This is a genomic window from Modestobacter sp. SYSU DS0511, from assembly GCF_054050755.1.
Genome location: NZ_JBJGZY010000022.1, coordinates 13,528 through 37,408 on the forward strand (window position 1 = coordinate 13,528; position 23,881 = coordinate 37,408).

The 23,881-nt window shown below is 74.2% G+C and carries 22 protein-coding genes and 1 tRNA gene; 14 read left to right on the forward strand and 9 right to left on the reverse strand.

The window, feature by feature from the left end; genetic code table 11:
• The first annotated feature begins 80 nt into the window (after nt 1-80).
• Both lepA and ACI783_RS12420 read left to right on the forward strand, forming a co-directional pair.
• On the forward strand, nt 81-1,925 hold the full coding sequence (gene lepA, locus ACI783_RS12415; protein WP_457084457.1) for a translation elongation factor 4: 1,845 nt from the start codon (nt 81-83) through the stop codon (nt 1,923-1,925).
• On the forward strand, nt 1,922-2,578 hold the full coding sequence (locus ACI783_RS12420; RefSeq protein ID WP_457140718.1) for an MOSC domain-containing protein: 657 nt from the start codon (nt 1,922-1,924) through the stop codon (nt 2,576-2,578). The genes lepA and ACI783_RS12420 overlap by 4 nt, the downstream gene beginning before the upstream one ends.
• 7 nt (nt 2,579-2,585) lie before the next feature.
• On the opposite strand, the gene ACI783_RS12425 is transcribed toward ACI783_RS12420, so the two are convergent.
• From ACI783_RS12425 to selD, 6 genes are all read right to left on the reverse strand, one after another.
• Entirely contained in the window at nt 2,586-3,551 is a 966-nt protein-coding gene (locus tag ACI783_RS12425) for a zinc-binding dehydrogenase (RefSeq protein ID WP_457140719.1), read from the reverse strand.
• A 141-nt stretch (nt 3,552-3,692) separates the two neighbouring features.
• The gene (locus tag ACI783_RS12430; RefSeq protein WP_457140720.1) at nt 3,693-4,793 is read right to left on the reverse strand and encodes an ABC transporter ATP-binding protein; all 1,101 of its coding nucleotides are present in this window, start codon (nt 4,791-4,793) and stop codon (nt 3,693-3,695) included.
• A gap of 31 nt (nt 4,794-4,824) precedes the next feature.
• A complete protein-coding gene (locus tag ACI783_RS12435; RefSeq protein ID WP_457140721.1) occupies nt 4,825-6,123 on the reverse strand; it encodes an ABC transporter substrate-binding protein in 1,299 nt (432 codons plus the stop codon).
• A 140-nt stretch (nt 6,124-6,263) separates the two neighbouring features.
• Nucleotides 6,264-7,076: a carbohydrate ABC transporter permease gene (locus ACI783_RS12440; protein WP_457140722.1), complete on the reverse strand. Its 813-nt coding sequence runs from the start codon at nt 7,074-7,076 to the stop codon at nt 6,264-6,266.
• Between the two features lie 98 nt (nt 7,077-7,174).
• Nucleotides 7,175-8,155, reverse strand: coding sequence for a carbohydrate ABC transporter permease (locus ACI783_RS12445; RefSeq protein ID WP_457140723.1), 981 nt, complete (start codon nt 8,153-8,155; stop codon nt 7,175-7,177).
• A gap of 170 nt (nt 8,156-8,325) precedes the next feature.
• A complete protein-coding gene (gene selD, locus ACI783_RS12450; protein WP_457140724.1) occupies nt 8,326-9,327 on the reverse strand; it encodes a selenide, water dikinase SelD in 1,002 nt (333 codons plus the stop codon).
• A gap of 69 nt (nt 9,328-9,396) precedes the next feature.
• Between selD and ACI783_RS12455 the strand changes: the two genes are divergently transcribed.
• From ACI783_RS12455 to ACI783_RS12470, 4 genes are all read left to right on the forward strand, one after another.
• Nucleotides 9,397-9,492, forward strand: a tRNA-OTHER gene (locus ACI783_RS12455).
• A 76-nt stretch (nt 9,493-9,568) separates the two neighbouring features.
• A complete protein-coding gene (gene selA / locus ACI783_RS12460) occupies nt 9,569-10,879 on the forward strand; it encodes an L-seryl-tRNA(Sec) selenium transferase (RefSeq protein WP_457140725.1) in 1,311 nt (436 codons plus the stop codon).
• Nucleotides 10,870-12,615 (forward strand): selenocysteine-specific translation elongation factor, encoded by a 1,746-nt coding sequence (selB, locus tag ACI783_RS12465; protein ID WP_457140726.1) that lies wholly within the window; start codon nt 10,870-10,872, stop codon nt 12,613-12,615. The genes selA and selB overlap by 10 nt, the downstream gene beginning before the upstream one ends.
• Nucleotides 12,616-12,693: 78 nt before the next feature.
• Nucleotides 12,694-13,068, forward strand: coding sequence for a PH domain-containing protein (locus ACI783_RS12470; RefSeq protein ID WP_457140727.1), 375 nt, complete (start codon nt 12,694-12,696; stop codon nt 13,066-13,068).
• 78 nt (nt 13,069-13,146) lie between these two features.
• Here ACI783_RS12470 and ACI783_RS12475 read toward each other — a convergent pair whose 3' ends face one another.
• A complete protein-coding gene (locus ACI783_RS12475) occupies nt 13,147-13,932 on the reverse strand; it encodes an enoyl-CoA hydratase-related protein (RefSeq protein ID WP_457140728.1) in 786 nt (261 codons plus the stop codon).
• 117 nt (nt 13,933-14,049) lie between these two features.
• On the opposite strand from ACI783_RS12475, the gene hemW reads away from it, so the two are divergent.
• A complete protein-coding gene (hemW, locus tag ACI783_RS12480) occupies nt 14,050-15,225 on the forward strand; it encodes a radical SAM family heme chaperone HemW (RefSeq protein WP_457140729.1) in 1,176 nt (391 codons plus the stop codon).
• Here the strand turns inward: hemW and ACI783_RS12485 are convergent.
• Nucleotides 15,222-16,460 (reverse strand): Cache 3/Cache 2 fusion domain-containing protein, encoded by a 1,239-nt coding sequence (locus ACI783_RS12485; RefSeq protein WP_457140730.1) that lies wholly within the window; start codon nt 16,458-16,460, stop codon nt 15,222-15,224. The genes hemW and ACI783_RS12485 overlap by 4 nt on opposite strands.
• 305 nt (nt 16,461-16,765) lie before the next feature.
• On the opposite strand from ACI783_RS12485, the gene ACI783_RS12490 reads away from it, so the two are divergent.
• From ACI783_RS12490 to ACI783_RS12505, 4 genes are read left to right on the forward strand one after another with little or no spacing between them, the layout of a single operon-like run.
• On the forward strand, nt 16,766-17,686 hold the full coding sequence (locus ACI783_RS12490; RefSeq protein ID WP_457140731.1) for an ABC transporter ATP-binding protein: 921 nt from the start codon (nt 16,766-16,768) through the stop codon (nt 17,684-17,686).
• Nucleotides 17,683-18,423, forward strand: coding sequence for an ABC transporter permease (locus ACI783_RS12495; RefSeq protein WP_457140732.1), 741 nt, complete (start codon nt 17,683-17,685; stop codon nt 18,421-18,423). The genes ACI783_RS12490 and ACI783_RS12495 overlap by 4 nt, the downstream gene beginning before the upstream one ends.
• Before the next feature lie 36 nt (nt 18,424-18,459).
• Complete coding sequence (locus tag ACI783_RS12500) at nt 18,460-19,581, forward strand: sensor histidine kinase (RefSeq protein WP_457140733.1); 1,122 nt, start codon at nt 18,460-18,462, stop codon at nt 19,579-19,581.
• Nucleotides 19,578-20,183, forward strand: coding sequence for a response regulator (locus ACI783_RS12505; protein WP_457084883.1), 606 nt, complete (start codon nt 19,578-19,580; stop codon nt 20,181-20,183). The genes ACI783_RS12500 and ACI783_RS12505 overlap by 4 nt, the downstream gene beginning before the upstream one ends.
• Here the strand turns inward: ACI783_RS12505 and ACI783_RS12510 are convergent.
• On the reverse strand, nt 20,180-20,677 hold the full coding sequence (locus ACI783_RS12510; protein WP_457140734.1) for a type II toxin-antitoxin system VapB family antitoxin: 498 nt from the start codon (nt 20,675-20,677) through the stop codon (nt 20,180-20,182). The two genes, ACI783_RS12505 and ACI783_RS12510, sit on opposite strands and share 4 nt — an antisense overlap.
• Before the next feature lie 212 nt (nt 20,678-20,889).
• Between ACI783_RS12510 and hrcA the strand changes: the two genes are divergently transcribed.
• The 3 genes from hrcA to ACI783_RS12525 are packed head-to-tail and all read left to right on the forward strand — an operon-like array spanning nt 20,890 to nt 23,824.
• Nucleotides 20,890-21,912, forward strand: a complete 1,023-nt coding sequence (hrcA, locus tag ACI783_RS12515) for a heat-inducible transcriptional repressor HrcA (RefSeq protein WP_457140735.1) — start codon at nt 20,890-20,892, stop codon at nt 21,910-21,912.
• Nucleotides 21,913-21,929: 17 nt separating this feature from the next.
• Entirely contained in the window at nt 21,930-23,069 is a 1,140-nt protein-coding gene (gene dnaJ / locus ACI783_RS12520; RefSeq protein ID WP_457140736.1) for a molecular chaperone DnaJ, read from the forward strand.
• Nucleotides 23,066-23,824, forward strand: coding sequence for a 16S rRNA (uracil(1498)-N(3))-methyltransferase (locus ACI783_RS12525; RefSeq protein WP_457140737.1), 759 nt, complete (start codon nt 23,066-23,068; stop codon nt 23,822-23,824). Before dnaJ ends, ACI783_RS12525 begins: the two co-directional genes overlap by 4 nt.
• Nucleotides 23,825-23,881 lie beyond the last annotated feature (57 nt).

Below are 23,881 nucleotides of genomic sequence, written 5' to 3' on the forward strand. Positions count from 1 at the left end.
CGCCCCGCACCGCCCTCGGGGACGAAGCCCCGCCGGGCGATCGCCGTCCCCGGCCCAGTCATGGGACGATGGTCAGCACTGTGACGACTCCTGCCTCCACCGATCCCGCCCGGATCCGGAACTTCTGCATCATCGCCCACATCGACCACGGCAAGTCGACGTTGGCCGACCGGATGCTCGAGGTGACCGGGATCATCGAGGCGCGGCAGATGCGTGCCCAGTACCTCGACCGGATGGACATCGAGCGCGAACGGGGCATCACCATCAAGGCGCAGAACGTGCGCCTGCCGTGGACCCCGCGCACCGGTGCTGCCGCCGGCGACGAGTACGTGCTGGACATGATCGACACCCCCGGCCACGTCGACTTCACCTACGAGGTGTCCCGGTCGCTGGCCGCGTGCGAGGGCGCGGTGCTGCTGGTCGACGCCGCGCAGGGGATCGAGGCCCAGACCCTGGCGAACCTGTACCTGGCGCTGGAGAACGACCTCACGATCATCCCGGTGCTCAACAAGATCGACCTGCCGGCCGCCCAGCCGGAGAAGTACGCCGCCGAGATCGCCCACATCATCGGCTGCGACCCGGCCGACGTGCTCCGCGTCAGCGGCAAGACCGGCGAGGGCGTCGCCGAGCTGCTCGACGCGATCGTGGAGAAGATCCCGCCACCGGTCGGCGACGCCGACGCCCCGGCGCGCGCGATGATCTTCGACTCGGTCTACGACATCTACCGCGGCGTCATCACCTACGTCCGCGTCGTCGACGGCCGGATCAGCGGCCGTGACCGGATCAAGATGATGTCCACCGGCGCCGCCCACGAGCTGCTGGAGATCGGCGTCATCTCCCCGGAGCCCAAGCCGGTCGAGGGCCTCGGCGTGGGCGAGGTCGGCTACTTCATCACCGGGGTGAAGGACGTCCGGCAGTCCCGGGTCGGTGACACCGTGACGCTGCAGCACAAGCCGGCACCCGAGCCGATCGGCGGCTACAGCGACCCCAAGCCGATGGTGTACTCCGGCCTGTACCCGATCGACGGCAGCGAGTACCAGCTGCTGCGCGAGTCGCTGGACAAGCTCCTGCTCAACGACGCGGCGCTGGTCTACGAGCCGGAGACCTCCGCGGCGCTGGGCTTCGGCTTCCGGGTCGGGTTCCTCGGCCTGCTGCACCTGGAGATCGTCCGCGAGCGGCTGGAGCGCGAAGCCGGGATCAGCCTGATCTCCACCGCGCCCAACGTCGTCTACCGGGTGGTGATGGAGGACCGCTCGGAGGTCGTCGTCACCAACCCCAGCGACTGGCCCAGCGGCAAGATCGACAAGGTGTACGAGCCGATCGTGAACGCCACGATCATCGCCCCCAGCGACTACACCGGGGCGATCATGGAGCTGTGCCAGAGCCGGCGCGGATCGCTGACCGGGATGGACTACCTGTCCGAGACCCGGGTCGAGCTGCGCTACACGCTGCCCCTCGGCGAGATCATCTTCGACTTCTTCGACGCGCTGAAGTCCCGCACCCGCGGCTACGCCTCGCTGGACTACGCCGAGGCCGGGGAGCAGGAGTCGAAGCTGGTGAAGGTCGACATCCTGCTGCAGGGCGAGGCCGTCGACGCCTTCTCCGCGATCGTGCACGCCGACAAGGCCTACAGCTACGGCGTGCTGATGGCCGGCAAGCTGCGCGAGCTCATCCCGCGCCAGCAGTTCGAGGTGCCCATCCAGGCCGCCGTCGGCTCCCGGGTCATCGCCCGGGAGACGGTCCGCGCCATCCGCAAGGACGTCCTCGCCAAGTGCTACGGCGGTGACATCAGCCGCAAGCGGAAGCTGCTGGAGAAGCAGAAGGAGGGCAAGAAGCGGATGAAGATGGTCGGCCGCGTCGAGGTCCCCCAGGAGGCCTTCGTCGCCGCGCTGTCCACCGCCGAGCCCACCAGCGCGAAGAAGTGACCGGCCAGGTCCTCGCCGTCTGTGTCTCGGGCGCGGACCTGCTGCCGCTGCCGGACAAGCGCCCCAGCCGGTCGGGCATCGACAAGCGGCCGGTCGCCGGCCGGGTCTCCGTCGGCGAGCTCGGCCTGGACGGCGACGTCCAGGTCAACCAGAAGCACCACGGCGGCGAGGGGCAGGCGGTCTACGCCTACGCCCAGGCCGACGCCGACTGGTGGGCCGCCGAGCTGGGCCGGGAGCTGCCGCCCGGCCGGTTCGGGGAGAACCTGCGGACCTCCGGGCTCGATCTGGTGGACGCCGTCATCGGTGAGCGCTGGCAGGTCGGGACGGCGCTGTTCGAGGTGACCGCCTGGCGTACCCCGTGCGCGAACTTCGCCCGGTTCTGGGGCGTGCCCGATCTGGTCAAGCGGTTCGCCGCCCGGGGTGCGACCGGCGCCTACCTGCGGGTGCTGGAGACCGGTGACGTCGGCGCCGGGGACGTGGTCGAGGTGCGCGACCGCCCCGACCACGGCATCACCGTGGGGGAGGCGTTCCGCATCGCGACGTTCGAGAAGTCGCGCGTCCCGGAACTGGCCCCGGCGCTGCCGTACCTGCCGGTGCGCGCCCAGCCCAAGCTCGCCGCCCAGATCGAGAAGCGGCTGGCAGCCCGGGTCTGAGCACCGCTCAGACGGTGAAGACGATCTTGCCGTTGGTGCGCCCCTCCAGCATCCGCGCGAACCCCTCGCGGGCCTCGGACAGCGGCAACTCCACGTCGATCTGCGGGCGCACCCCGGTGACCCGGCACATCTGGATCAGGTCGTCGAGCTCCTCGCGGGTGCCCATCGTGGAGCCGATCACCGACAGCTGGGTGAAGAAGACCCGGTTCAGCTCGGCGCCGGGGTTGAAGCCGGTGGTCGCCCCGCAGGTGACGACGACACCGCCGGGCTTGAGCGACCTGACGCTGTGGCTCCAGGTGGCCTCGCCGACGGTCTCCATCACGCCGTCCACCCGCTCGGGCAGCCGCGCGCCGGACTCGAACGCCCGGTCGGCACCGAGCGCCAGCGCCGCGGCGCGCTTCTGCTCGCTGCGGCCGGTCACCCACATCCGGTAGCCGGCGGCGGAGCCCAGCCGGACCAGTGCCGTGGCCACGCCACCGCTGGCGCCCTGCACGAGCACGGTCTGACCCGGCCGCAGGCCGGAGCGGACGAAGAGCATCCGGTAGGCGGTCAGCCACGCGGTGGGCAGGCAGGCGGCCTCGGCGAAGGACAGCTCGGCCGGCTTGGGGACGACGTTGCGCCGCGGCACCGCCACGCGCTCGGCGAGCGTGCCCTGGTACCGCTCGGACAGCAGCGATCGCTTGGGGTCCATCGTCTCGTCGCCGGTCCAGCCGGGGGAGGAGACGACCGCGTGCACGACGACCTCGTTGCCGTCCTCGTCCAGCCCCGCGGCGTCGCAGCCCAGCACCATCGGCATCCGCTCGGCCGGCAGCCCGACACCGCGCAGGCTGAACAGGTCGTGGTGGTTGAGCGAGGCCGCCTTGACCGTCACCGTCGTCCAGCCGTCTGGGACCTCCGGCTCGGGTCGGTCGCCCACCTCCAGCACCGAGAGCGGGTCGTCCGGGGCGGGCGTGGAGACGAAGGCAGCCAGCATGCCCGGACGCTAGCCGACCACCTCCCCCATCCGCGACGCCGTGGTCGCGACCGTTCCCGGTTCCCAGGCTGCCTGGCGGGCCGCGGTGGCGCGCCAGGCAGCCGGGTGCGAACGGTGCCCGGACGGTCGGGCGACCGGGTGTCAGCGGATGGCGTGCCCGTCCGGATCGAACAGCAGGACCTCGCCCAGGTGGACCCGCAGGACCAGCTCGGTGCCCTCCTGGACGACCTGGCGCTTGTCCAGCCGGACGATCAGCTCGCTCCGCGGGGCCACGCCGTCGTTGAGGCCCAACGGGTCGAGGAAAGCCAGCGTCTCCGAGCCGAGGCGCTCGATCCGGGTGACCCGGGCGGCCAGTCGGTCCTCTGACCCGGTCACGTCATCCCCGACGGCGTCGGCCCCCTCCGGGCGCATGCCGACCGTGACCTGCTCGTGCCCCGCCCCGCCACCAGGGACTGGGACCTGCAGCCACGGGGTGACCTCGGCCCGGCCGTCCCGCACCGGCACGCCGTCCACCAGGTTGATCGACGGAGAGCCGATGAACCCGGCGACGAAGACGTTCGCCGGCCGCTCGTACAGCTCGGTCGGAGTGCCCACCTGCTGGAGTCGCCCGTCCCGGAGGACGACGACGCGGTCGCCCATCGTCATCGCCTCGGTCTGGTCGTGGGTGACGTAGACGGTCGTGGTCCCCAGCCGCTTCTGCAGCTTCGCGATCTCCGCCCGGGTGGACACCCGCAGTTTCGCGTCCAGGTTCGACAGCGGTTCGTCCATGCAGAAGACCTTCGGGTCCCGGACGATCGCCCGCCCCATCGCGACCCGCTGTCGCTGCCCGCCGGACATCTTGGCGGGCTTGCGGTCCAGCAGGTCCTCCAGCTGGAGCACCCGGGCGGCCTCGGCCACCCGCGTGCTGATGTCCGCCTTGCTGACACCGAGGTTCTTCAGGGCGAACGCCATGTTCTCCCCGGCGGTCATGTTCGGGTAGAGCGCGTAGCTCTGGAAGACCATCGCGACGTCCCGGTCACGGGCCCGGCGGCCGGTGACGTCGACACCGTCGATGAGCACCCGCCCCGAGGTCACCGGCTCCAGGCCGGCGAGCATCCGCAGACTCGTGGACTTCCCGCACCCGGACGGACCCACGACGACGAGGAACTCGCCGTCCTGGACGTCCAGGTCCAAGTGGTCCACCGCGGGGCGCTCTCCCTGCGCGAAGGAGCGCGTGACCTCCTCGAACGTCACCGACGCCACGGCCGGCTCCCTCCTGCTGCTGGCCGGGGCGTCACAGCTTGGGCTCGATGTCCCGCTCGTAGACCTGCTGACTCTCCTCGGCCAGCTGACCGAAGACGGTCTCCACGTCCTCACCGCCGATGGTGATCCGGTCCAGGCCGGCGCCGATCCGGGCGCCACCGCCGGGCAGGAACACGCGGGCGTAGTCCTGCGGTGCGGTCACCTCGAGCTGCTCCAGCGCGGTCCGGGCGTTCGGGTTCTCTTCCAGGTAGGCGGCCATCTCCGGGTCGTCGATGGCGTCCTTGCGCACCGGCATGTACCCGGTGGCCTGGCTGAAGGTCACCGTGTTGTCGGTGTTGGTGAGGAAGGCGATGAGCTCCATCGCGGCTTCCTTGCGCTCATCGGAGATGCCCGCAGGGATCGCCAGCCCGGCTCCACCGGTCGGCGTGCCGGGAGGGGGGCCGGGCAGGAAGGCGGTGCCGAACTCGAACTGGGCGGTCTCGGTCAGCCCGCCCAGGGACCCGGTGGACTGCAGCAGCGAGGCGGCCTGCGCCGCACCGAACTGGTTGTTCGCGTCGTTGGAGATCGCGATGTCGCCGTTGCGGTACCTGTCCTGCAGGTAGCGACCGGCCTCCAGCGACTCCGGGGAGGTGAACGTCGGCTCCCACTCGTCGGAGTACGCCCCGCCGAAGGTCCAGATCATGCCCTGGAAGTACCAGTCCAGGTAGTTGCTGCCGTCCGGCAGCACCATGGGGGCGATCCCCGGGTTGGCGGCGGCCAGCCGCGGTGCCCACTCGGCGAACTCCGCCCAGGTCTCCGGGCCGCGGTCCGGCAGGCCGGCGGCCGCCCACATCTCCTTGTTGTAGTAGAAGAGCGGCGTCGACCGGGCGTAGGGCAGGGCGTAGTGGGCGCCCTCGTACTCGTAGTCCTCGCGGAGGGAGTCGACGTACCCGGCGGCGTCCACGCCGGCGCTCTCCCACAGGTCGTCCATGGGGGTGATGGCGTCGTTGAGCGCGAAGTTGAACCAGGTGACGTCGGAGGCGATGACCACGTCGGGCAGTTCCCCGCCGGACAGTGCGGCGTTGAACCGCTGGGCGGCTTCCTCGTACGAGGCGCCCGCGGTGACCAGGTTGACCTCGATCCCGGTCTCGGCCGTGAAGGCGTCGAGCAGCTCGGTCTCGACGGGCTTGGACTCACCCGGGTGGTTGGACCACATGGTCAGCGTCTCGACCGCTCCGCCGTCGCCGGACCCCCCGGTCCCTCCGGTGGCGGTGCCGGCGCAGGCAGACAGGGCGAGGACGCCGACCGTGGCACCGGTCAGCAGGAAGGAACGGCGGTCCAGGGACCTCATGGGGATCTCCGATCGTGGTGGGTTTCGTGCGATGGGGTGCAAGGCCACTGCCCGGCGCGCGGGACGCGCCGGCTGCCCTGATGAGGGAGGGGAGAGACGAGAGCGGGGACTGCGGCACGGACGACGTCCGCGCCGCCGGATCACCCCTTGACCGCTCCCGCGGTCAGCCCCTTGATCATGTGCCGCTGGAGCAGCAGGAAGACGATCAGGATGGGCAGCATGGTGAGGACCGTCCCGGCCATGACCGGGCCCCAGTTGGTGAGGCCCGCGGTGTCCTGCAGCTGCGCCAGCCCGACCGGCAGGGGAGCGGTGGAGGAGTCGTCCGCCATCAGCAGCGGCCAGAGGTACTGGTTCCACTCGGTGACGATGGTGATCAGGACGAAGGCGACCAGGGTGGGCCAGGACATCGGCAGCACGACCCGCCACAGCATCTTCAGCGGCCCGGTGGCGTCCATCTCGGCTGCCTCGATGATCTCCTTCGGCAGCGACAGGAAGTGGTTGCGCAGCAGGAACGTGCCGAAGGCGACGCCGGCCAGCGGGACGATGATCCCGGCGAAGGTGTTCCGCCAGCCGAGCTGGGCGACCAGGGCGTAGTTGCTGATCACCGTCACCTGGTTGGGGACCATGAGGCTGGCGATCACGAACAGCAGCACCAGGCTGCGGCCCGGGAACCGCAGGAATGCCAGCGCGAAGGCCGAGAGCACCCCGAGGGTGACCTCCACGACCGTGAGCACCGTGGTGATGACGATCGAGTTGCGCAGGTAGTCGGTGAACGCGACGCCGGTGCCCACCCGTGAGTAGTTCGCGGTCGTGAACGGGTCAGGCACCCACGTGACCGGCACGGTGTAGATGTCCGGTCGCTCCTTCAGCGACGAGATCAGGATCCAGTACAGCGGCAGGGCCACCACGAGGACGACCAGCAGCAGCCCTAGGTAGCCGCCGATGCGGCTCAACGGCCCGGACCTCTCGTGCGGCGCCGACTTCACGCGCGCCGCAGGGCCCGTCCGCACCTGCGGCGCAGTGTCCGTCCGCCCGGAGGGCGCCGGGGTGGTCACGACTCCCGCCCCCGCTCCATGACGCGGACCTGGACCAGGGTGACGACCAGCAGGGCCAGGAACATCATGGTGGCCACCGTGGCGCCGAAACCGGCCCGCTGGTTCACGAACGTCTCCTGGTAGACCTGGTAGACCATCGTCGTCGTGCCGTTGCCGAGCGGACCACCGCGGGTCATCGTGTCGATCACGTCGAAGACCTGGAAGCTGTTGAGCAGCACGGTGATGAGCAGGAAGAACGTCGCCGGGCGCAGCTGCGGCCACGTGACGTGCCGGAACCTGCGCCAGGTCGAGGCCGCGTCGATCTCGGCGGCCTCGTCGAGCTCTGCCCGGCGGCCCTGCAGGGCCGCCAGGTAGATGACGAAGGTGTAGCCCAGGTTCTTCCAGATGTAGGTGGCGGTCACCATGAACAACGCCCAGCCCGGGTCCTGGTAGAACGCCGGGGCGTCCAGGCCGACCCGGCCCAGCAGGTCCTGCACCAGGCCGAACGTCGGGTCGAAGACGAACTGGAACGCGACGCCGACCGCAGCGCCGGCGAGTACGAACGGCGCGAAGACCAGCGAGCGCACCGCGTTGCGACCGAAGAGCTTCTGGTCCAGCAGCAGGGCCAGCGCCAGGCCGATGACCATCGAACCGATCACCGCCGCCCCGGTGAAGACGACGGTGTTCCACAGCACCTGCCGGCTGGCCTGGCTGGTGAACCACTCGACGTAGTTGTCCAGGCCGATGAACGAGGCGGTCGGTGCGGAGATGTTCCAGTCGGTGAACGACAGCCGGACGTTGTCCAGCAGGGGGCGGTAGGTGAAGACCACCAGCAGGACGAGGTTGGGCAGCAGGAAGGCGGCTGCGATGAGCACGTCCCGCCGGCGGTTGCCCGGGGGGGCGGCCTTGGGCGAGGGCGCAGGCGGGTCGGGAGGGGCGGCCAGGGGAGCCGAAGGGCGCATCGTCTCCGACGCAGCGGTGATCGGCTGGGCACTCACGGTCGCCGACCTTGACCCGCTGTGGTGAACAGCGGGTGACCAGGCGTGTCCGCCGGACACGCCGTCGGGTGAACACGCCGATCCGGCGACTCGACGACCTGTGTCCCCGCTCGTCGAGCCCGGCGGTGCCCGGGTTCGGTCGACCGCCCTGGTCCGGCGCTGCCGGGCGCTCAGCGGACGATGAGGACGGCGTCCCTCCGCGGGACGAACTCACCGATCACCGGGGCGCCCAGCACCTCGCCGCCGAGCAGCAGCCCACCGGAGGTCTGCGCGTCGGCCAGCAGCAGCGCGTCGTCCTCGCTGACCGCGGACAGGTCGGCGTGGGGGCGCACCCAGTCCAGGTTGCGCCGGGTGCCGCCGGAGACGTAGCCGGCGGCCAGCGCCTCGCGCGCCCCGGTCAGGTACGGGACGGCGGCGGCGTCGACCACCGCGGTCACCCCGCTGGCCCGGGCCATCTTGTAGAGGTGGCCGAGCAGGCCGAACCCGGTCACGTCGGTGCCGGCGCGGATCCCGGCGGCGACGGCGGCGCGGGAGGCCTCGGCGTTGAGCGTGGTCATGGCGGCGAGCGCCTCCGGGGAGACCTCGCCGGTGGCCTTCATCCGGTTGTTGAGCACGCCGACGCCCAGCGGCTTGGTCAGCGACAGGGGCGTGCCGGCCACCGCCCCGGAGTTGGTGATGATCCGGTCGACGTCGACCAGCCCGGTGACCGCCATGCCGTACTTGGGCTCCGGGTCGTCGATGGAGTGCCCGCCCCCGACGTGGCAGCCGGCCTGGTGGGCGATCTCCAGCCCGCCGCGCAGCACCTCGGCGGCCAGCTCCGCGGGCAGCACGTCGCGCGGCCAGCCCAGCAGGTTCACCGCCACGACCGGGGTGCCGCCCATGGCGTAGACGTCGGACAGCGCGTTGGCCGCGGCGATCCGGCCGAAGTCGTACGCGTCGTCGACCACCGGGGTGAAGAAGTCGGTGGTCAGCACCAGCCCCTGGCCACCTGGGATGCGCACGACGGCCGCGTCGTCGCCGTCGTCCAGCCCGACGACCAGCTCGGCGGCGGGGTCGACCGGGCCCGTGGCGGTCAGCCCGGCCACGACGGACTCCAGCTCGCCCGGCGGGATCTTGCACGCGCACCCGCCGCCGTGCGCGTACTGGGTCAGCCGGATCGCAGTGGCGGTCATGACCTCGAACTCTAGGCCCTCACTCCCGGCCCGATCGGTGACGCCCGGGCCGGGCGTAGGGTCGGCCGCGGAGACGTCAGGGTGCCTGGTGGCCCCCGCGGCCTCTAAAGCCGACGTGGCCGAGCATCTCGGTCAGGCGGGTTCGATTCCCGTCCGTCTCCGCCAGCCTGCCGCGGAGCCGGCCTCTCTGGGCCGGCTCCGCGGTCGTTGGCCCGCGCGGCGAGCACCTAGGGTGGCGGTCGTGAGCGGTGATCCGCGCCGTCAGGTGCCCCGGACCGACACGGTCCTCGCCGAACCGCAGGTCGCCTCCGCCGTCGCCCGGCTGGGCCGGGACCTGGTCAAGGCAGCGGTGCAGACCGCGCAGCAGCAGGTGCGGGAGGGCGCGCTGTCGCCGGACGACGTCGTCTCGGCCGTGCTGGAGCGGCTGCCGGGCAGCGCGAGCAGCCTGCGCCCGGTGCTCAACGCCACCGGCGTGCTGGTGCACACCAACCTCGGCCGGGCGCCGCTGTCACCGGCCGCCGTGGAGGCCGTGGTCGCCGCCAGTGGCACGACCGACGTGGAGCTGGACCTGGCCACCGGCCGCCGCGGCCCGCGCGGGGAGGGGGCGCTCGGGGCGCTGCTGGCCGCCGTCCCGGCCGCCGAGGCCGCGCTCGTGGTCAACAACTGCGCCGCCGCGCTCGCCCTGGTCGCCACCGCGCTCGGCGGTCAGCTGGTCATCGCCCGCGGCGAACTGGTGGAGATCGGTGACGGTTTCCGCATCCCCGAGCTGCTGGCCGCCACGGGCGCGCGGCTGCGGGAGGTGGGGACGACGAACCGGGTCTCCGTCGCCGACTACACCGGCGCGCTGGGGCCGGACACCGGTGCGGTGCTGAAGGTGCACCCGTCGAACTTCGTCGTCCGCGGCTTCACCCGCTCCGCCGAGGTCACCGAGCTGTCCGCCGCGCTGACCGGCACCGGCGTGCCGCTGGTGGCCGACGTGGGCAGCGGGCTGCTGCGCCCGCACCCGCTGCTGCCCGACGAACCGGACCTGCAGACGACGCTGGCCGGCGGCGCCGACCTGGCGTTGTGCAGTGGCGACAAGCTGCTCGGCGGGCCGCAGGCGGGGATCGTGCTGGGCCGGGCGGAGCTGGTGCAGCGACTGCGCCGGCACCCGCTCTACCGCGCGTTGCGGGTCGACAAGACCACCCTGGCCGCGCTGGAGGCGACGTTGCGCGGGCCGGTGCCCCCGGTGCGCCGGATGCTGGACGCCGACGTCGCGGAGCTGCGGGCCCGCGCCACCGCCGTCGCCGCGGCGCTGCGGGCGCACGGGGTCGAGGCGGAGGCGGTCGACGCGACCGCCCGGGTCGGCGGTGGGGGAGCCCCGGAGTTCGAGCTGCCCAGCGTCGCGGTGGCCGTGCCGCTGGCCTTCGCCGAGCCGCTGCGCGCCGCGAGCACCCCGGTCGTCGGCTACGCCGCCGGCGACCGGACCCACCTGGACCTGCGCAGCCTGGCGCCGGCCGACGACGAGCGGCTGACCGCGATGGTGCGGGAGGTGGCGGCTGCGTGGACGTGATCGCCACCGCGGGCCACGTCGACCACGGCAAGTCGACGCTGGTGCGGGCGCTGACCGGGATGGAGCCCGACCGCTGGGAGGAGGAGCGCCGGCGCGGGCTGACCATCGACCTGGGCTTCGCCTGGACGACGCTGCCCGGCGGTCGCCGCCTGGCCGTGGTCGACGTGCCCGGCCACGAGCGGTTCGTCGGCAACATGCTCGCCGGCGTCGGCTCGGTGCCGGCCGCGCTGGTCGTGGTCGCGGCCGACGACGGCTGGTCGGCGCAGACCGCCGAGCACGTGGCCGTGCTGGACGCGCTGGGTGTGCGGCACGGGCTGCTCGCCGTCACCAAGGCCGACCTCGCCGACGCGGGCCCGGTGCTCGCCGACGCCGCGCAGCGCCTGGCCGGCACCTCGCTGGGGCAGGTGCCCGCGGTGGCCGTCAGCGCACGTACCGGCCAGGGCGTGCCCGAGCTGACCGCGGCCCTGGGCGGTGTGCTGGCAGCCCTGCCGGCACCCGACCCCGCCGCGGCGGTGCGGCTGTGGGTCGACCGGGCCTTCACCATCCGCGGCGCCGGCACCGTGGTCACCGGCACCCTGGCCGCCGGCACGGTGCGCGCCGGCGACCGGTTCGCCCTGGGCGACCGGGAGGTGACCGTGCGCGGGCTGCAGTCCCTCGGGGCGCCGGTCGAGGCGGCGTCGGCCACCGCCCGGGTCGCGCTGAACCTGCGCGGGGTCGCGGTCGAGGAGATCGCCCGCGGCGACGCGCTCCTCACCCCGGGCGCGTTCCGCCGGACCGCCGAGGTCGACGTCTCCCTGACCACCCCTCCGGAGGACCGGCTGCCCGCCGAGCTCGTGGTGCACATCGGATCGGCCACCGTCGCCGCGCGGGTGCGCCCGCTGGACGGATCGGCGGTGCGGCTGCGGCTGAGCGCCGAGCTGCCCCTGCGGATCGGCGACCGGCTGCTGCTGCGCGACCCCGGCGCCCGCCGGGTGCTCGGCGCCGACGTGCGGGACGTGGACCCGCCGGAGCTGCGCCGCCGCGGGGCCGCACGGTCGCGCGCCGCCGAGCTGGCCGACCGCCCGGCCGGGGAGGAGGGCGCCCGCGCCGAGCTGGTGCGCCGCCGGTTCGTGCGGCGGGCCGACTTCGTCGCGATGGGCTGGCCCGTGCCCGCCGGGGCGACCGAGGTCGGCCCGTGGCTGATCGCCCCCGGGCTGGCCGACGAACTGGCGGCCCGGGTGCCGCAGGTGGTGACCCGGTACCGGCAGCTGCGCCCGCTGGAGACCGGGCCGCCGATCGCGGTGCTGCGGTCGGCGCTCGAGCTGCCCGACGCCGAGCTGGTGCCCGCCGTCGTGCGCCCGCCGCTGTCGCTGCGCGACGGCCGCGTCGTCGCCGGCTCCGCGGGGCTGCCCGCGCACGTGCAGCGGGCGGTCGACGACGTGCGGGCCCGGCTGGCCGGCGCCCCCTTCGCCGCCCCCGAGGCGCCCGACCTGGCCGCGGCCGGGCTCGGCCCGCGGGAGCTGGCCGCCGCAGTGCGCGACGAGCAGCTGGTCCGGATCGCCGAGGGGATCTACCTGGCGCCGGGCGTGGCCGAGGAGGCGCGGCGGCGGCTGGCCGAGCTGCCGCAGCCGTTCACCCTCAGCGACGCACGCAAGGCGTGGCAGACCACGCGCCGGGTCGCCGTCCCGCTGGCCGAGTGGCTGGACGCGCGCGGGGTGACCGTGCGGCAGCCGGACAACACCCGCCGGCTGCGCTGACCGGCTCCGGCCGGACCGGCGGCCGGCGCTGCGGCGTGGTCGGCCCGACGTCGCGGCGCACGCCCCTACGGTGACGCGGTGATCGACTTCGCCAACGGTTCCGTGTTCAAGCTCAGCCCGTGCAAGCCGGACGACATCGCCCCGGCCGTGGCGCCGCTGATGATCCGGGGCGAGCAGTTCGTCGCCACGTTCAAGGGCGTCCGTGACTTCGTGGTCTTCACCGACAAGCGGCTCATCGCGGTCAACATCCAGGGCATCACGGGCAAGAAGCGGGACTTCACCTCACTGCCCTACAGCAAGGTGCAGGCGTTCTCCGTGGAGACGGCCGGCACCTTCGACCTCGACGCCGAACTGGACCTGTGGTTCAGCGGGCTGGGCAAGGTCCGGCTGGAGTTCAAGGGCAACGCCGACATCCGCCAGCTCGGTCAGATGATCGCGACCTACGTGCTCTGAGGGACGGCCCCGAGGTGGTCCGCCGACGCTCGTGCTCTGCTCACCAGCGGTGAGCAGAGCACGAGCTCTCCGGGGGCATCAGTCCGCGGCGGGCACCCAGCGGGCCGGGCGCTTCTCCCGGAAGGCGGCCATGCCCTCCTGGCCCTCGTCCGAGGCGAAGGCGCGGGCCGAGAGCTCCGCGAGCGCGGGAAGGGCCCCGGCGAGGTCGTGCCCGCCCCGCAGCAGCTGCTTGGTCACCGCCAGCGCTGCCGGCGCCCCGGCCGCCAGCGCGGTCACCTGGGCGGCCACGGTGGCGTCCACCGCGTCGTCGGCCACCGCCAGGTCGACGACCCCGGCGGACGCCGCGGTGGCCGCGTCGAACACCTCACCGGTGAGCATGAGCCGGTGCGCGGCGTGCGGCTGCATCCGCGGGCGGCAGACCGCCGAGATCACCCCCGGCACCAGCCCGAGCCGCACCTCGCTGAACGCGAAGGTCGCCGAGGCCCCGGCGACGACGACGTCGCAGGCCGCGGCCAGCCCCACCCCACCGGCCCGGGCCGGGCCACGGACGACGGCGACCACCGGCTTGGGCGCGTGCCACAGCCGGGTCAGGAGCTCGGGGAACTCGCGGACCCCCTGCTCGCTGCTCGCCCCGCCGGTGGCCTCGCGCAGGTCCATGCCGGAGCAGAACACCCGCCCGGTGTGGTCGAGCACCACCACCCGGACGGCGTCGTCGGCCAGGGCGTCGTCCAGCGCGGTGCGGAGCTGGGCGCGCATCGCGCGGGAGAGGGCATTGCGGTCGGCGGGGGAGTCCAGGGTCAGCCGGGCCACCCCGGCGGAGACGTCGACGGTGAGCACGCGGTCGTCGCTGGTCGCGGAGGTCACGCCGCCATCCTGCCGGGAGCCGTCACACTGGGAGCAGCGATGACTGCCATGACGAGCCCACCCGCCCGGCCCTTGCCTCTGCTCGGCCAGACCCCGGCCCTCCCCGCGGACCCCTCGATGCTCCCGGCATCCGCCCGGGACGGCCTGCCGACCACGCCCTTCGGGCTCTACGTGCACGTGCCGTTCTGCGCCACCCGCTGCGGCTACTGCGACTTCAACACCTACACCTCCGACGAGCTCGGCCCGGGCGCCAACCGCAGCGAGTACGCGGCCACCGCGATCGCCGAGCTGCGGCTGGCCGCCGAGGTGCTGGGGCCGGACCGGCCCGCGGTGCAGACGGTCTTCGTCGGCGGCGGCACCCCCACCCTCCTGCCGGCCGGTGACCTGGTCGCGGTGATGGACGCCGTCCGTGAGCTGTTCCCCGTCGCGCCGGACGTGGAGGTGACCACCGAGGCCAACCCGGAGTCGGTCACCCCGGAGTCGCTGGCCACGCTGCGGGCGGGCGGCTTCACCCGGATCAGCCTGGGCATGCAGTCCGCGGCCGAGCACGTGCTCGCGGTGCTGGACCGCCGGCACACCCCCGGCCGCGCGGTGCAGGCCGCGCACGAGGCGCGCGCCGCCGGCTTCGAGCACGTGAACCTCGACCTGATCTACGGGGCACCGGGGGAGTCCGACGCCGACTGGCAGGCCTCGCTGGACGCCGTCCTGGCCGCGCCGGTCGACCACGTCAGCGCCTACGCGCTGATCGTCGAGCAGGGCACCCGGCTGGCCCGCCGGGTCGCCCGCGGCGAGCTGCCGATGCCGGACGACGACGTGCTGGCCGACCGCTACGAGCAGGCCGACCGGGCGTTCGGGCGGGCCGGGATGGGCTGGTACGAGGTGTCGAACTGGGCGCGCGACCGCGCCGCCCGCTGCCGGCACAACGAGCTGTACTGGGCGAACGCGAACTGGTGGGGGATCGGGCCGGGTGCGCACTCGCACGTCGGCGGGCTGCGCTGGTGGAACGTCAAGCACCCGGCCGCCTACGCCGACCGGCTCGCCGCGGGCCTGCACCCGGCCGCCGACCGCGAGCTGCTGACCCGCGAGGACCAGGCGCTGGAGACGGTGATGCTCGGGCTCCGGCTGCGCGACGGGCTGCCGCTGACCGCACTCAGCGCCGCCGGCCGGGCACGGGCCGCGGAGGCATGCGTCCGTGGGCTGCTGGAGCCGGCGGCGCACACCGCCGGTCTGGCGGTGCTGACCGACCGCGGGCGGCTGCTCGCCGACGCCGTCGTCCGCGACCTGACGGACTAGCCGATCTCGTCCAGCGGCAGGCCGACGTAGAGCATGCCGATGAGCTCCCCCGCTGGGGAGTGCACGCCGGTGTACGCGGTGAAGTACTCCCGGCCGGCGACCATGGCCGGCCCGGTGTAGGTCTGCCCGGCCAGCACCGCGGCGAGCACCGGGTTCGGGCTGCCGTCGGGGTTGGTACGGGGGATGTAGGTGCCGATGTTGCGCCGCCCCGCCGGGGTGACCACCGACGTGGCCGCCCGGACCATGCTGCCCTCGGCGTCGAGCCGCTGGAAGAGCGTGCAGCTGCCGCCGACCTCGGCGACGACCGCGTCGACCAGCCGCGCCGGGCGGCGCGGGTCGTCGTCCCGGTCCACCGGCACGCCACCGAGCAGCAGCTCCGGGAGCGTCGCCCCGTGCGCGGCGTCGGTGGCCTGGTTGCGCACGGTCAGGCTCACCGCCTGCTCGCCCAGCTCCACGCCGCCGGCGTCGTCGAGCAGGTCCTGGGCGGTCGTCAGCGCCCGGCGGACGTAGGCCAGCCGCTGGCTGTCGGCGAGCTGCGCCACGGCGTCGGTGATCCGTGCCGAACCGCTCGCGGCCCGGTCGACGTTGTCCACCACCCGGTCGGTGGCGGCGCGCTGCTGGTCGACCGCGGCGCTGATCGCGTCCTGCGCCTCGGCGATGGACCCGAGCGTGCCGGTGATCCGCTGGATCGCGCTGACCGCCTGCCGGGTCTCGGACTGCACCGCCTCGATCTGCGAGCCGATGTCCTCCGCGGCCTGGGCGGTGCGGCTGGCCAGCTGCTTCACCTCGTCGGCGACGACGGCGAACCCGCGGCCCACCTCGCCGGCGCGGGCGGCCTCGACGAAGGCGTTGAGCGCCAGGAAGCGGCTCTGCTGGCTGATCGCGGAGATCAGCCGGACCATCTCGGTGATCGACTCGCTCGCCGTCTGCAGCGCGGCGATCCGCTCGTCGACGGCCTGGGCGTCGCGGACGGCCTCCTCGGCCACCGCCGAGGCGCGCGAGGTGCTGGCGGAGATGTCGGAGATCGCCGTCCGCAGCTCGGTGAGCGACTCCGCGGCCTCGCGCGAGGTGTCGGAGACCTCCCGGCTGGCCGAGGAGAGCACCCCGGCCTGCTTGGCCGCGGTCTCCAGCGTGCCGTCGTGCTCCGCCCGCCGGCGGGGACGGGCGGGCGGTGCGGGCGGCGGTTCGGCCGTCGTCGTCGCCGGTGGGGTGCTCCCAGCAGTGGACCAGCGCACGAACGGGCTCCTTCCGGCGCGCCCGAGCGCACGGCCGGACGTCGCGGGCACCGGGTGTGCCCGTGGGCAGCGCCCGGTCCTCCGACATGGACAGCAGTTCCGCCGGCAGGGCTCCGGTGACCGGCCGGCGGACCGCGAGGCGAATGCTAGGAGCTGGCAGCGTCGTTCTCCCGTCCCGGCGTGATGACGCGCCGACCCTGGGTGATCGGCGGCGCGCGGGATCGTTCCCACCTGACGGATGTCAGGCCGGGTCGACGACGTCTCGCACTGCCGCGACCGCACCACCGGCCGCCAGGCTGGTCCCCGTGTCCGAGACCCCCGCCCTCGACATCGAGGGGCTGACCGTCCGGTACGGCGGCACCCTCGCCGTCGACGCCCTGGACCTGCGCATCGGCACGGGTGAGACCGTCGCCCTGCTCGGCCCCAACGGAGCCGGCAAGTCCTCGACCGTCAACGCGGCGCTGGGGCTGTTCCGCCCCACCGCCGGCCGCGTGCGCCTGCTCGGCCGGCAGCCGCAGGCCGCCGTCCGGGCCGGCGCGGTCGGCGCGATGCTGCAGCACGGCGGCCTGCCCAGCGAGACCCGGGTGGGGGAGGTGCTCCGCCTCGTCGCCGGCAGGTACCCGGCGCCCTGGCCGCTGGCGGACCTGGCCGCGACCGTCGGCATCGACGGGCTGCTCGACCGGCGCACCGACGCGCTGTCCGGCGGCCAGCGTCAGCGGGTGCTGCTGGCCGTCGCACTCGTCGGCTCCCCGCCGCTGCTGGTGCTCGACGAGCCGACCGCGGCGATGGACGTCGAGGCGCGGCGGGCCTTCTGGACGACGATGCGCGGGCTGGTCGGGCTCGGGCACACCGTCGTGTTCGCCACCCACCACCTGGAGGAGGCCGAGGCGGTGGCCGACCGGGTGGTCGTCGTCGACGGCGGCCGGGTGGTGGCCGACGGGTCGGTCGCCGACGTGACCCGGGGCGCGGGGGAGCGCACCGTCCGGTTCCGGACGGGCGGCCCGCGGGGCGAGCTGGCCGGCCTGCCCGGGGTGACCGGCGTGGGCGGCTCGGCCGACGTCGTCGAGCTGACCACCAGCGACCCCGAGGCGACGCTGCGCGCCCTGCTGTCCCGCTTCGACCGCCTCCCGGACCTGGAGGTCCGTGGCGCCAGCCTCGAGCAGGCGTTCCTCGCGCTGCTGAGCGGTCGCCCCCCGACCCGGCCGACCACCGGAGCCGGGCGATGACCGACCTGCTGCTCTTCCAGCTGCGCCGCGTGGGGCGGAACAAGCAGTACCTGTTCTTCACCGTGCTGCTGCCCGCGCTGTTCACGATCTTCCTCACCAAGGTCATCGGTGCGCAGGTGCCGGACGGCGACCAGCAGGACCTCGCCGGCGCCGTGCTGGTCTCGATGCTGGCCTACGGCGCGATCGGTGCGGCGTTGGGTGCGACGATCCGGATGGCCTTCGACCGCTCCTCGGGCTGGCTGCGGCAGCTGCGCGTGACCCCGGTGCCGACCGGGACGGTGTTCACCGTCGACGTGCTGGTCGGCGCCCTGCTGGTGCTGCCCAGCCTCCTCGTGGTGGCCGCGGTCGGGCGGTTCGTCAACGGCGTCGCACTCGGCCCGGGCACCTGGCTGACGCTGGTCGGGTCGCTCTGGGCGGGGTCGCTGGTGTTCGTCGCCCTGGGCGTGGCGGTGGGGCTGGCGCTGGACGCGCAGGCAGCCGGCGCGGCGATCGGCATCCTCGGCACCGCGCTCGCCGCGCTGGGTGGGCTGTGGTTCCCGGTGGAGCAGTTCCCCGAGGGCATGGCGACGTTCGCCCGGACCCTGCCGTCCTACTGGTTCGCCGAGCTGGGCCGCGACGCGATGGCCGGACGGTTCTCCGGCACGCCGGTGGCCGTGCTGGCCGGCTACGGCGTCCTGTTCGCCGCGGCGGCGCTGGTGGTCGCCCGCCGGCGCCCGCTGCACGCGGTGGCCGGCTGAGCCGTCGTGCGGACCCCGGGCGATAGCGTCGCCGCCGTGGAGACCGGCGGCCGGAACTGGCGGGGAGCGGTGTGGTCGCTGCCCTGGCTGTTCTTCCAGCTGTTCCCGATCGCCGACCTGATCGGCACCCCGCGGCCGGCGAGCGTGGTCGTGCTGGCGGTGGCCGGGCTGGTGGTCTTCACCGCGACGTACCTCTACTGCGTGACCGCGCTGCCGGGCAGCGGCGGAGCCCGCTGGGACCTGGCGGTGCTGGCGGTGCTCGGGGTGGTGCTGGCCGTCTCCTTCGGCAGCGCGTGGGCCGGGCTGATGATCTACGTCTCGGCCGCGGCGTCGATGACGCTGCCGCACCGCTGGATCTGGCCGGTGGCCGGCGCGGCGGCCGCGGTGTCCGCCGCGGTGCTGGCGGTCAACGACGACTTCAGCCTCGCCGTCATCCCGGCGCTGTGCCTGCTCACCGCGTTCGCCATGCGCGGCATGCGGTACCTGATCACGGTCAACCGAGAGCTCACCGAGGCCCGCGAGGAGCTGGCCCGCAACGCCGTCGCGGAGGAGCGGCTGCGCTTCGCCCGCGACCTGCACGACCTGCTCGGGCACTCGCTGTCGCTGATCGCGCTCAAGAGCGAGCTCGCCCGCCGGCTGGCCGAGCGCGACCCGGCCCGGGCCGCGGCGGAGATGGGGGACGTCGAGGAGGCGGCCCGCCGGGCGCTGGCGGAGGTGCGCGACGCCGTCAGCGGCTACCGCCAGGTGAACGCCGCCCAGGCGCTGGCCGAGGCCCGGGCCGCGCTCACCGGCGCCGGCATCGCCGTCCGGCTGCCCGACCGCGTGCCGGTGCTGCCGGGCACCGTGGACGCCGCGCTGGGCTGGGTCGTGCGCGAGGCGACGACCAACGTGCTGCGGCATAGCGGCGCCCGACGGGTGACCGTCTCGCTCACCGAGGACGGCGTCACCGCTGCGCTCGCCATCGAGGACGACGGGGCCGGGACCGGGGCCGGGGAGCGGATCCAGGTGGTCGGCGCGTCGTCGGGCTCGGGGCTGGCCGGGCTGCGGGAGCGGGTCGCCGCGCTGGGCGGCGAGTTCACCGCGGGCCCGGTGGACGACGGCGGCTGGCGGCTCGCCGTCCGTCTGCCGCTGCAGCCGGCCGGGGCGGCGGCCCGGTGATCAGGGTGCTGCTGGCCGAGGACCAGACGCTGGTGCGCGGGGCGCTGCGCGCGCTGCTGGACCTGGAGGAGGACATCGAGGTCGTCGCCGAGGTCGGCCGCGGCGACCAGGTCCTCGCCGCCGCCCGGGAGCACCGCCCCGACGTCGCCCTGCTGGACATCGAGATGCCCGGTCAGGACGGCATCGAGGCCGCGCGGGAGCTCGCCGGTGCGCTGCCGGAGGTGCGCGCGGTCGTGCTCACCACGTTCGGCCGGCCGGGGTTCCTGCGCCGGGCGATGGAGGTGGGCGCGGCCGGGTTCCTGGTCAAGGACTCCCCGGTGGCCGAGCTGGCGCGGTCGATCCGCGCGGTGGTGGCGGGGGAGCGGGTGATCGACCGCGACCTCGCCGCGGCGGCGCTGGCGATGGGCGCCACGCCGCTGTCGACGCGGGAGGCCGACGTGCTGCGGGCCGCGGCCGACGGGGCGACCGTCGCCGACATCGCCGGACGGCTGTTCCTCAGCGAGGGGACGGTGCGCAACTACCTGTCCGCGGCGATCGGCAAGACCGGCGCGCGCACCCGGGTGGAGGCCGCCCGGGTGGCCGAGGAGAAGGGCTGGCTCTAGCGGGGCTGGTCGAGGTCCAGCGCCGCGGACCCCCCGCGGTGGGCACTCCACGGGCCGCTGCCCCAGGGGGCCGCGGTGTTGCCGGGGTCGCCGGACTGCGCGGGCAGCTCGGCGGTGTCCGGCGCCGCGTGCCGGGGGGCCGGCTCGCGCATGAGGGTGTCGAGGTCCAGCACCCGGACGTGGATGACGTTGCGCTGCTGCAGCGCCGCCCGCAGCGCGCGGTGCAGCCCGTCCTCCAGGTACATCTCGCCGTGCCACTGGACGGCGTGCGGGAACAGGTCGCCGTAGAAGGTGGAGTCGTCGGCCAGCAGGGCGTCCAGGGCCAGCTCGCGTCTGGTCGTGACCAGCGTGTCGAGCCGGATCTGCCGGGGCGGGATCATCGCCCAGTCACGGGTGGAGAAGTTGTGGTCGGGATACGGCCGCCCGTCCCGCACCGCCTTGAAGATCAGAGCTGGTCCTCCCGTTCCCCCGGACACCCCCGGAGGGGTGCTCACGACCGACGTCCACCCTAGTGGGCCGGGCCCCGTCACGCCGACGGTCGGGACGGCGCCGACGACCGGGACGGCGCCCGGGCACCGGGGTCACCGCGAGCCGGAGGACGGCGGGGGAGTGCGGTCGTATGCTGGCACTCGGCTCGCGCGAGTGCCAGGACGCGTCCTGGCCGGCCGTGCGCGGGCCCGTCGAACCGGTACGGGAGGTGTCAGCCGTGGCGCACGACGACCGGCGCCTGCGGGTGCTGCGAGCCATCGTCCAGGACTACGTCTCCACCAACGACCCGGTGGGGAGCAAGGCGCTGGCGGCCCGGTACGACCTCGGGGTGTCCCCGGCCACCATCCGCAACGACATGGCGGTGCTGGAGGAGGAGGGCTACATCACCCAGCCGCACACCAGCGCCGGGCGGGTGCCCACCGACAAGGGCTACCGGCTGTTCGTCGACCGGCTGTCCTCGGTCAAGCCGCTGTCGGCCGCCGAGCGGCGGGCCATCGAGCGCTTCCTCGACGGCGCCGTCGACCTGCACGACGTCCTCGGCCGCAGCGTCCGGCTGCTGGCCCAGCTCACCCGCCAGGTCGCCGTCGTGCAGTACCCGACGCTGTCGCGCAGCGCCGTCCGGCACCTCGAGCTCGTGCCGCTGACCAGCAGCCGGCTGCTCATGGTGCTCATCACCGACACCGGCCGGGTCGAGCAGCGCGTCGTCGACACCCCGGACGACGTCGAGCCCGACACCGTCGCCGAGCTGCGCGCGCTGCTCAACGCCGCCTTCACCGGCAAGAAGCTCGCCGAGGCCAGCGACACCGTCGGCGACCTGGTCGAGAACGCCCGGCCGCAGCTGCGGCCGCTGGTCGCCGCGGTCAGCGCCACCCTGCTGGAGACGCTGGTCGAGCCCTCGGAGGACCGGCTGGTCATCGGCGGCACGGCCAACCTCGCGCAGGGCGGCGCGCTGGACTTCCCGGGCACCTTCCGCCCGCTGCTGGAGGCCCTGGAAGAACAGGTGGTCGTCCTGCGGTTGATGGCCGAGGTGGGTCCGAGCACGGTGACGGTGAGCATCGGTGAGGAGAACGAGCACGAGGCGCTGACCGCCGCGTCGTTCGTCTCCGTCGGCTACGGGTCCGGCGACCAGGCGCTCGGCGGCCTCGGCGTCGTCGGCCCCACCCGGATGGACTACGCAGGCAACATGGCCGCGGTACGAGCCGTGGCCCGCTACGTCGGCCACCTGCTGGCCGAGAGCTGAGGACGGGACAAGACTGCATGGCGACCGACTACTACGGCGTGCTGGGCCTGGCCCCCGGAGCGACCGACTCCGAGATCAAGAAGGCCTACCGCCGGCTGGCGCGGGACCTCCACCCCGACGTCAACCCCGCCCCGGAGGCCAAGGAGCGCTTCGGTGAGGTCAGCCGCGCCTACGAGGCGCTGACCGACCCGGAGAAGCGCCGCATCATCGACCTCGGCGGCGACCCGTACGAGACGAACGGCGGCCGGGCCGGCAGCCCGTTCGGCAACGCCGGCTTCGGCGGGCTCGGCGACATCATGGACGCCTTCTTCGGTGGCGCCGGAGCCGCGCGCGGCCCGCGCGGCCGGGTCCGCGAGGGCAGCGACGCGCTCATCCGGGTCGAGCTCGACCTGGCCGAGACGGTCTTCGGGACGACGACGGAGATCACCGTCGACACCGCGGTGGTCTGCGACGTCTGCACCGGCGCCGGCACCGCGCCGGGCACCCACCCCGAGACCTGCCCCACCTGCAACGGCCGCGGCGAGGTGCAGAGCGTGCAGCGCTCCTTCCTCGGCCAGGTCATCGCCAGCCGTCCCTGCCCGACCTGCCAGGCCACCGGCCAGGTCATCCCGAACCCGTGCGGGCAGTGCGGCGGTGACGGCCGGGTCCGCGCCCGCCGCACCATCCCGGTGAAGATCCCCGCCGGCGTCGAGGACGGCATGCGCATCCGGCTGGCCGGCCACGGCGAGGTCGGCCCCGGCGGCGGCCCGGCGGGTGACCTCTACGTCGAGGTGCACGAGCGCCCGCACGACGTCTTCACCCGCGACGGCGAGGACCTGCACTGCCGGGTCACGCTGCCGATGACCGCCGCCGCGCTGGGCACCACGCTCAAGCTGGAGACCCTCGACGGCAACGAGGACCTCGACATCCGGCCCGGCACCCAGTCCGGCAGCGTGCTCACCCTGCGCGCGCACGGCGCCCCGCGGCTGCGCGGCACCGGCCGGGGCAACCTGCTGGTGCACATCGACGTGCAGACCCCCAGCCGGCTCGACGAGCGCCAGCAGGAGCTGCTGCGCGAACTCGCGGCGCTGCGCGGCGAGGACCTCGCCGACGGCGCCGCGGCCAACCACGGCGGCGGCCTGTTCTCCCGGGTGCGCGACGCGTTCAACGGCCGATGAGCGAGGCCCCGGACGCGCCCGCCGCCGACGGTGCCCCCCTCTTCCTGCTCGACCAGGTGCCCGACGGCGACGTCGTCACCGTGGACGGCGCCGAGGGTCGGCACGCCGTCGACGTGCTGCGGCTGACCTCGGGCGAGCGGGTCAAGGTCGCCGACGGCCGCGGCCTGCTCGTCGAGGGCACGGTCACCGCGGCCGGCCCCGGCGGGCTGCAGGTGCAGGTCGACGCCCGGCACGAGGTGCCCGCCCCGCAGCCGGAGTTCGTGCTGGTCCAGGCGCTGCCCAAGGGCGACCGCGGGCCGCTCGCCGTCGACCTCGCCACCGAGCTGGGCGTCGACCGGATCGTGCCGTGGACGGCGGCCCGCTGCGTCACCCGCTGGCGCGAGGACCGGGTGGAGAAGGGCCTGGCCAAGTGGCGCTCGGCCGCCCGTGCCGCCAGCAAGCAGGCCCGCCGGCCGCGGGTGCCGGAGGTGACCGAGCCGATGACCACCCGGCAGGTGGTCGGTCTGCTCGCCGACGTCGACCTGATCCTGGTGCTGCACGAGCAGGCGCGGGAGCCCTTCGCCCGGGTCGAGGTGCCGGCCACCGGCACGGTCGCCGTCGTCGTCGGCCCCGAGGGCGGGCTCACCGACGGCGAGGTGGTGGCCTTCCGCGCCGCCGGCGCCCGCTCGGTGCGGCTGGGCGCCGAGGTGCTGCGCACGTCGACCGCCGGCGCCGCCGCGCTGGCCGCGCTGAGCGCCAGGACCCGCTGGGGGTGAGCGCCGTGTCGATCATGGGCGGATCGCCGAGGACACGCCGGTCCGCGGCGTGGCGGC

What these genes read in the sequence shown, in the direction of transcription:
- ACI783_RS12425 (WP_457140719.1), bottom strand. Translation starts at nt 3,551, where the DNA reads ATGCTGGCTGCCTTCGTCTCCACGCCCGCCCCGGACGACCCGCTCTCG.
- ACI783_RS12435 (WP_457140721.1), bottom strand. Translation starts at nt 6,123, where the DNA reads ATGAGGTCCCTGGACCGCCGTTCCTTCCTGCTGACCGGTGCCACGGTC.
- selD (WP_457140724.1), bottom strand. Translation starts at nt 9,327, where the DNA reads ATGACCGCCACTGCGATCCGGCTGACCCAGTACGCGCACGGCGGCGGG.
- hemW (WP_457140729.1), top strand. Translation starts at nt 14,050, where the DNA reads ATGCTCCCGGCATCCGCCCGGGACGGCCTGCCGACCACGCCCTTCGGG.
- ACI783_RS12495 (WP_457140732.1), top strand. Translation starts at nt 17,683, where the DNA reads ATGACCGACCTGCTGCTCTTCCAGCTGCGCCGCGTGGGGCGGAACAAG.
- dnaJ (WP_457140736.1), top strand. Translation starts at nt 21,930, where the DNA reads ATGGCGACCGACTACTACGGCGTGCTGGGCCTGGCCCCCGGAGCGACC.
- ACI783_RS12525 (WP_457140737.1), top strand. Translation starts at nt 23,066, where the DNA reads ATGAGCGAGGCCCCGGACGCGCCCGCCGCCGACGGTGCCCCCCTCTTC.